This is a genomic window from Pedobacter sp. 01N416 (genome assembly GCF_056399685.1).
Genome location: NZ_JBFTRT010000955.1, coordinates 1 through 1250 on the forward strand (window position 1 = coordinate 1; position 1250 = coordinate 1250).

The window sequence follows — 1250 nt, forward strand, 5'->3', positions numbered from 1 at the left end:
TCATGAACATCCCCATTGGTATAAGTGATCCAGCAACAACGTTGGTCTGTCGAAACTTCGGTATCAGTGTATGAGAATTTACCTGGGTTTTCGTCTCCCCATTGTTCTTCCATTTTGGTATAATCCAAACTTCTTCCGTCTACGCGTGGGGGAGTACCGGTTTTCATTCGGCCTGCTTCCATACCTAGTTCTACCAGTTGTTCTGTAATTCCTGTTGATGCTCTTTCGGCAGTTCTACCTCCTCCAAATTTCTTTTCTCCAATATGCATTATGCCGTTTAAGAAAGTTCCATTGGTAAGTACTACTGCTGTACTTTCTATCTCGATACCTAAAGATGTTTTAACACCATATACCGTATTATCTTTTACCAATAGGCCAACAACACTGTCCTGCCATATATCAAGGTTGCGTGTTCTTTCTAAAGCTAAACGCCATTCTTCTGCGAAACGCATTCTATCAATCTGTGCTCTTGGACTCCACATGGCAGGGCCCTTTGACTTATTAAGCATTCTAAATTGAATAGTCGATTTATCAGAAATAATACCTGAATAACCACCCATGGCATCCACCTCGCGAACGATCTGTCCTTTAGCTACGCCACCCATGGCAGGGTTACAACTCATTTGGGCAATCGTGCCCATGTTCATTGTTATTAATAAAACAGATGATCCTAAATTGGCAGCGGCAGCAGCAGCTTCACAGCCTGCGTGACCAGCACCAACAACAATCAAATCGTATTTTGAAAACATTTTATTTTGTATTTCTTTAATGTTCCACGTGGAACAATTGGTTTTTATCCTAATATTACGTCGTGCTAAAAATAATTCAGTACGGCGATTGTGTGATGTTCCACGTGAAACATAACGTGGAAAACATCTTTCAATTATACTTTGGTTATTCTGAAATTTTAACTACACCTTCACCTTCCATGATAAATAGTTGATCACTCATTTTATCAAGCAGGTATCTATCGTGAGAAACCAGCATTAATATGCCAGGAAAGTTTTCTAAAAATTCTTCAAGAACGTTCAGCGTGTCGATATCAAGATGGCTGACGGTTCAGTGATTACGGCCTCTGCCCTATTAACCCTATTTCTCTTCCCCCCGAAGAAACAACATGGTATGGTTGAGAAATTAAGTGGTGGTGAAAAGAAACGTTTAAACTTGATGAAAGTGCTAATGCAAAATCCGAACTTTTTAATTTTGGATGAGCCAACAAACGATCTTGATATCGACACGCTGAACGTTCT

General features: G+C 40.0%; 1 protein-coding gene and 1 pseudogene. One reads left to right on the forward strand and one right to left on the reverse strand.

Features of this window, described 5'->3' with window-relative positions; all coding sequences use genetic code 11:
- The coding region (locus AC1DND_RS28635) for an FAD-dependent oxidoreductase (protein ID WP_477586330.1) at positions 1–749 on the reverse strand (749 nt) is incomplete at its 3' end.
- A 292-nt stretch (positions 750–1041) separates the two neighbouring features.
- Here AC1DND_RS28635 and AC1DND_RS28640 point away from each other — a divergent pair.
- Positions 1042–1250: pseudogene (locus tag AC1DND_RS28640) on the forward strand (ATP-binding cassette domain-containing protein); the annotation flags it as partial.